The organism is Enterobacter cloacae complex sp. GYL001, from assembly GCF_049237125.1.
Taxonomy (GTDB): domain Bacteria; phylum Pseudomonadota; class Gammaproteobacteria; order Enterobacterales; family Enterobacteriaceae; genus Enterobacter; species Enterobacter hormaechei_C.
Window position 1 is genome coordinate 59006 of record NZ_JBMKGW010000021.1, and the last position, 6167, is coordinate 65172.

A 6167-nucleotide genomic window follows, 5' to 3' on the forward strand; every position below is an offset into this window, starting at 1 on the left:
CTTCGGCGGGTTTTTTTATGGGGTAAATATGGCAATTTCACTCGATAAAGAACCGCTCAGAACCGTCCGGCTTTATGGCGTGCTGGGCGCCACCTTCGGGCGTGAATATCGTTTATCAGTAGCTTCACCAAAAGAGGCCATCCGCGCCCTGAGCGTTATCGTGCCGGGTTTTGAGCGTTTCCTGAATACCAGTAAGCAACGAGGTTTAACTTATGCGGTATTCAGCGGGAAACGAAACCTCGTAAACGATGAGCTCAGTATGGACAGGAGCACAGAGGAAATCCGCATCGCGCCGGTGATCATCGGCAGTAAGCGAGCCGGGGTTTTTCAGACAATCCTCGGGGTTGCCCTTGTCGCTGTTGCTGCGTTCGTCACGGGAGGGGCCGCGATCGGGATTGGTGGGACTGCTTTTGCTGGTGGATGGGGAGCTGTGGCGGGGATTGGGGCATCAATGGCGATCGGCGGCGTAGTCCAGATGCTTTCTCCACAGACTACCGGGCTAGCCAGCAAGCAATCAGCAGATAACCGCGCCAGCTATGCATTTGGTGGAGTGACGAACACAACCTCGCAGGGAAACCCTGTCCCCATTCTCTATGGTAAGCGGCGAATCGGCGGCGCTGTTGCTTCTGCCGGGATTTACGTAGAAGACCAGCAATAACAAATATTTGTCAATCAGGCCACCTTCGGGTGGCTTTTTTTATGGGCGCGATATGGCTAAAACAATTACCGGACGTAAAGGCGGCAGCTCGAGTTCCCGCACTCCCGTCGAGCAGCCCGATGATCTCCAGTCCGTTGCGAAAGCGAAAATACTGATGGTTCTCGGTGAAGGGGAGTTTGCTGGTGGGCTGACTGCGAGGGATATCTATCTTGACGGCACACCTTTACAAAACGCTGATGGTTCCGAGAACTTCAGCGGTGTCGTGTGGGAGTTTCGCCCAGGGACACAGGCTCAGGATTACATTCAGGGGATACCTGGCACAGAAAATGAAATCAGCGTCGGTACCGAAATATCCAGCGAAACAGCCTGGACGCATACCTTCACCAATACGCAGCTTTCGGCGGTTCGCCTGCGCCTGAAGTGGCCATCTCTTTTCAAACAGCAGGATAACGGGGATTTAGTAGGGTACTCCATCAACTATGTGGTGGAGCTTCAGATGGACGGTGGTAGCTGGCAACAGGTCCTTGATACTAATGTGACCGGGAAAACCACATCAGGTTATGAACGCAGCCATCGTATCGATTTACCGAAAGCTGGCAGTACCTGGACCATCAGACTGCGCAAGATTACCGCTGACGCAAACAGTGCCAAAATCGGCGACACGATGACGCTTCAAAGTTATACAGAGGTCATCGATGCCAAACTGCGCTATCCAAACACAGCTCTATTGTACATCGAGTTTGATTCCAGCCAGTTCAATGGCTCCATTCCACAAATTGCCTGTGAACCACGTGGACGTGTCATCCGCGTACCGGATACTTACGATCCGGAAACAAGAACTTATAGCGGTACGTGGCTTGGGACATTCAAATGGGCCTGGACAGATAACCCCGCGTGGATATTCTACGACCTGGTGGTTAGCGACCGTTTCGGGCTTGGGGATCGTCTCACAACAGCGAACATAGACAAATGGACACTTTACCAGGTTGCACAGTATTGCGATCAGATGGTGCCGGATGGCAAAGGCGGAAGTGGCACCGAACCACGTTATACCTGCAACGTCTACATTCAGGAACGCAACGACGCTTATACGGTCCTGCGTGATTTTGCTGCTATCTTCCGCGGGATGACCTACTGGGGCGACGACCAGATTGTGGCGCTGGCGGACATGCCGAGGGATGTTGATTTTACATACACGCATGCGAACGTTATCGATGGCCGGTTTATCTATTCCAGCAGCACCACAAAGAACCGTTATACCAATGCGCTCGTATCCTGGTCTGATCCCGATAACGCCTATTCTGATGCGATGGAACCTGTTTTTGAACAGGCGCTGGTTTCGCGTTATGGTTTTAATCAACTTGAGATAACAGCTATTGGTTGTACCCGGCAATCGGAGGCGAACCGAAAAGGGCGATGGGGGATCCTGACCAACAACAAAGATCGCGTTGTTACTTTCAATGTAGGGGAAGATGGCAACATTCCACAGCCTGGCTATGTAATCGCCGTAGCGGACCGAAATCTCTCCGGGCGCGACCTGGGCGGCCGTATCTCTGCGGTGAATGGTCGCGTGCTAACGCTGGACAGGGCGCCGGATGCTTCGCCAGCCGACAGGATGATTGTCAATCTTCCATCGGGTGTTTCACAGTCACGCACCATTCAGTCGATAACGGGCAATAAAGTGACCGTTACGACCGCTTACAGTGAAACGCCTGTGGCTGAGGCCGTATGGGTCATTGAGTCTGATGAGCTCTACGCACAGCAGTATCGCGTTATTACGGTAACTGATAATAATGACGGCACGTTCACAATCGTCGGTGCAAATCACGATCCGGATAAATTTGATCGCATTGATACCGGAGCCATCATTGACCAGCGGCCGGTGAGCGTGATCCCGCCTGGCAACCAGTCGCCGCCTGCGAACATCGTGATCAGCTCGTTTTCCGTGGTGCAGCAGAACATTAGCGTCGAAACCATGCGCGTGAGCTGGGACCAGGCGCAGAACGCTATCGCCTATGAAGCGCAATGGCGCCGCAACGAAGGGAACTGGGTTAACGTGCCGCGCAGCTCCACCACGTCATTCGACGTTCCTGGGATTTATGCCGGGCGTTATCTGGTACGGGTGCGCGCCATCAATGCCGCAGAAATTTCTTCCGGGTGGGGCTATTCAGAAGAGAAAACGCTGACCGGTAAAGTGGGCAATCCCCCGAAACCGGTCGGCTTCATCGCTTCTGATAATGTGGTTTTCGGTATCGAGCTGAGCTGGGGATTCCCGGCGAACACCGACGACACGCTGAAGACGGAAATTCAGTACAGCCTGACAGGGACGGAAGACGATGCGATGCTGCTGGCAGACGTACCCTATCCGCAGCGCAAGTATCAGCAGATGGGCCTTAAGGCAGGGCAAATTTTCTGGTACCGCGCGCAGCTGGTGGACCGCAGCGGAAACGAGTCAGGGTATACAGACTTTGTGCGCGGGCAGGCCAGCATCGATGTATCCGATATCACAGATGCAATCCTGGAGGACATGAAAGGCTCCGATACGTTCAAAGACCTGATCGAGAACGCGGTGGACAGCAATGAAAAAATTGCTGGCATGGCTGACGACATCAAACAGGCCAACGACGAACTGGCGCAACAGGCGCAGGAAATAGCAAAAAACGCCCAGGAAATCGGTAAGGTTCAGACCAGCGTTACTAACCTGTCGAGCACGGTCGGAGATGTGTCATCCTCTCTTTCAGAGCTTGAGCAGACCGTCGCAACGGCTGATACGGCGCTGGGCCAGCGCATCGATAACATCAGCGTGTCTGTGGACGGCATGGCGGGGGGAGTGAAGAACTCCGCCATCGCGATTATTCAGGGCAACCTGGCGCAGGTGGCCGCGCGCAAAACACTGTCGGCATCGGTCGCCGGTAACAGCGCGCAGCTGGACCGCATTGATGAGGTGATCGTCAACGAGAGGGAGGCAACGGCGCGTTCGCTGCTGAGTTTGCAGACTGACGTGAACGGCAACAAGGCATCCATCAACAGCCTGAACCAGACCTTCTCCGATTACCAGCAGGCCACCGCCACGCAGATAAACGGCATCACGGCGACCGTCAACGGACACACATCAGCCATCACAACCAACGCTCAGGCCATAGCGAACGTTAATGGTGATCTGAAAGCGATGTATAACATCAAGGTTGGCGTCTCCAGTAATGGACAGTATTACGCCGCAGGGATGGGGATCGGCGTCGAGAACACGCCATCCGGCATGCAGTCACAGGTCATCTTCCTGGCTGACCGCTTCGCCGTAACGCACCAGGCCGGAGCCACAGTGACCTTACCGTTCGTTATCCAGAACGGGCAGGTGTTCATCAGAGACGCGCTGATAGGTGATGGCACCATCAGCAACGCCAAGATCGGCAACTACATCCAGTCCAATAACTATGTTGCTGGCTCAGTCGGGTGGAGGCTGGATAAGGGCGGTACGTTTGAGAACTACGGTTCGACAGCTGGTGAGGGGTCCATGAAACAGACAAACCAGACAATCAGCGTGCGGGACTCCAGGAATGTGTTGAGGGTGCAGATCGGGAGAATCACGGGAACATGGTAACGGGAGGCCTCTTACGGGGCCTCTTTTTTTTCAGGAGGACTGGATGGCGGAATATGGTGTTCAGACATGGGACGCCTCAGGCAATGTAAATAACTATGGTGTTAAGCCTGTCAGCGTTTGTGGCTATCTCCAGCTGGCTCAGAACCAGAAAACAGGCTCTTACACCGTAGCGCTTCCACCGGGTTGCAGGCTGACCTATTTTCAGAGCATGAACGGCGATCAGTTTGGAACGAGTCGGAGGAAGATCACCATTTCGGGGGGAACAGCAACAGTGTCAGCAATAGGCGATACCGACTACTCAGCAGGGACTGAGCCTGCGGCAGCGGCTTATCTCATTTTCCAGATCGAGAGGGCATAAATGGTGGAGTATGGCGTTTTACTGACGACCACGAGCGGGGAAGTATGGGTGACCGCGAACAGCTCGCCAATCGCTCTTCAGGCGCGAAAGACAGCGGCACTTCAGGGAACATCGGGGTTCAATACCAAAGTGACGCACACATTCCCCGCAGGTCAGCCTGTTGTCGCCTTCGTTCATTGCACGGTTGAGGTCGAAATCACCCAGACGATAAGCGGGAACACCATCACGATTGATTTTCTCAGACCGAATGCGACCGGCACAGCGTACGTTTATTTTTTCTCTATTTTCCCGCAGACAAAGCCAGACTACGGGCTGGCTGTGTGGGATGCATCAGGGACGCTGATTTTAACAAACGAAACGCGCACGCTGAGCGATGTTGTCACCCTCGGTACCGCCGGGGTGGATGCCAGCTCAGGATACAACATCAATACAACTCTGGCGGGGAAGTGGGCCTGTATGCCTGCCATGCTGGGGCTAATTACCGGGGTTATATCGGCTGGCGGTCAGCCGCAGCCATACATGGCCATATACAAGAGCATGGCAAAACTTGAGGGAAGCAATACGCGGATATTCGCCAGACCGCAGACAACCCCCGGCGGCAACCTTCAAAACGTCGCGTATTCGAATCTGAGGAACGTGATTATGGCCATTAACTGCGCCAACTATGATTGATCGTTTTGAACGATCAATTTCGAATAATTGATCTACCAAATCAATTATATCCCGTTGATTCATATTGTTATTGTGTAGCTTCATGAATGCCCTGGGATATAACAACTATGAAAAATATGATTCTTTGCCTGGCGGTAGCGGTATTGCTCTCCGGTTGCGCTGGCGTTATTGAGAAGCAGCAACCTGTATGCACCGGAACAGCCCTGGTTGGCGGACAGGAAAGCAGCGTCCAGATCTACGGAGTCCGCAAGCAAAATAATCAGACGCAGTACCGCGCCGGTTATCCCTTTAACTGGTCATGGGTGAGCGCCAACACGTTCACCAGCACCACCTGCCACTAACCCATTCAGTTTTGAACAAACCCCGCTCCGGCGGGGTTTTTTATTGCCTGGAGAAAATATGCTTTATAACACTGGCACCATCGCCATTAACGGAAATACAGCCACCGGCACCGGCACGAACTGGACGGCACCGGCCAGCCAGATTCGGGTTGGCCAGACGTTGTTTGTTCTTTCTAACCCGGTACAGATGTTTCAGATCACGGCCATCAACAGTGCGACGTCACTGACGGTTACACCCGCAGCGTCTCCGGCGCTCAGCGGCCAGAAGTACGGCATTCTTGTTACTGATAGTCTCTCGGTCGATGGCCTGGCGCAGAGCATGTCTCAGCTCATCAACGAGTATGACGAGAACATCGGCGCGTGGGAGACGTTCGCCACCACCTCAGCAAACCAGAACATCACCGTTACCATCAACGGCACTCGTGTAACTATTCCGGCGATCGGTAAGCTGGCGCAGAAGGGGAGTAATGGAGCTATCCCGATTGGGCAGGGCGGGACCGGGGCAACGAATGTCGCTGACGCTCGCACAAACCTCGGTTT

5 protein-coding genes and 1 pseudogene are annotated in these 6167 nt (G+C 53.9%); all 6 read left to right on the forward strand.

All coding sequences use genetic code 11. The features are described from left to right. Window positions 1-28 precede the first annotated feature (28 nt). The gene (locus ACOTWU_RS22930) at window positions 29-658 is read left to right on the forward strand and encodes a tail assembly protein (RefSeq protein ID WP_045349467.1); all 630 of its coding nucleotides are present in this window, start codon (window positions 29-31) and stop codon (window positions 656-658) included. A 52-nt stretch (window positions 659-710) separates the two neighbouring features. Then, the gene (locus ACOTWU_RS22935; RefSeq protein ID WP_220719656.1) at window positions 711-4256 is read left to right on the forward strand and encodes a host specificity protein J; all 3546 of its coding nucleotides are present in this window, start codon (window positions 711-713) and stop codon (window positions 4254-4256) included. 43 nt (window positions 4257-4299) lie between these two features. Beyond that, a complete protein-coding gene (locus ACOTWU_RS22940) occupies window positions 4300-4614 on the forward strand; it encodes a hypothetical protein (protein ID WP_047055349.1) in 315 nt (104 codons plus the stop codon). Window positions 4615-4662: 48 nt separating this feature from the next. Beyond that, window positions 4663-5286, forward strand: a complete 624-nt coding sequence (locus ACOTWU_RS22945) for a hypothetical protein (RefSeq protein WP_242012116.1) — start codon at window positions 4663-4665, stop codon at window positions 5284-5286. A 107-nt stretch (window positions 5287-5393) separates the two neighbouring features. Next, window positions 5394-5627 carry a phage exclusion lipoprotein Cor gene (cor, locus tag ACOTWU_RS22950; RefSeq protein WP_017382566.1) on the forward strand — a complete coding sequence of 78 codons (234 nt, stop codon included), beginning with the start codon at window positions 5394-5396 and terminating at the stop codon, window positions 5625-5627. Window positions 5628-5685: 58 nt separating this feature from the next. Continuing rightward, window positions 5686-6167: pseudogene (locus tag ACOTWU_RS22955) on the forward strand (phage tail protein); the annotation flags it as partial.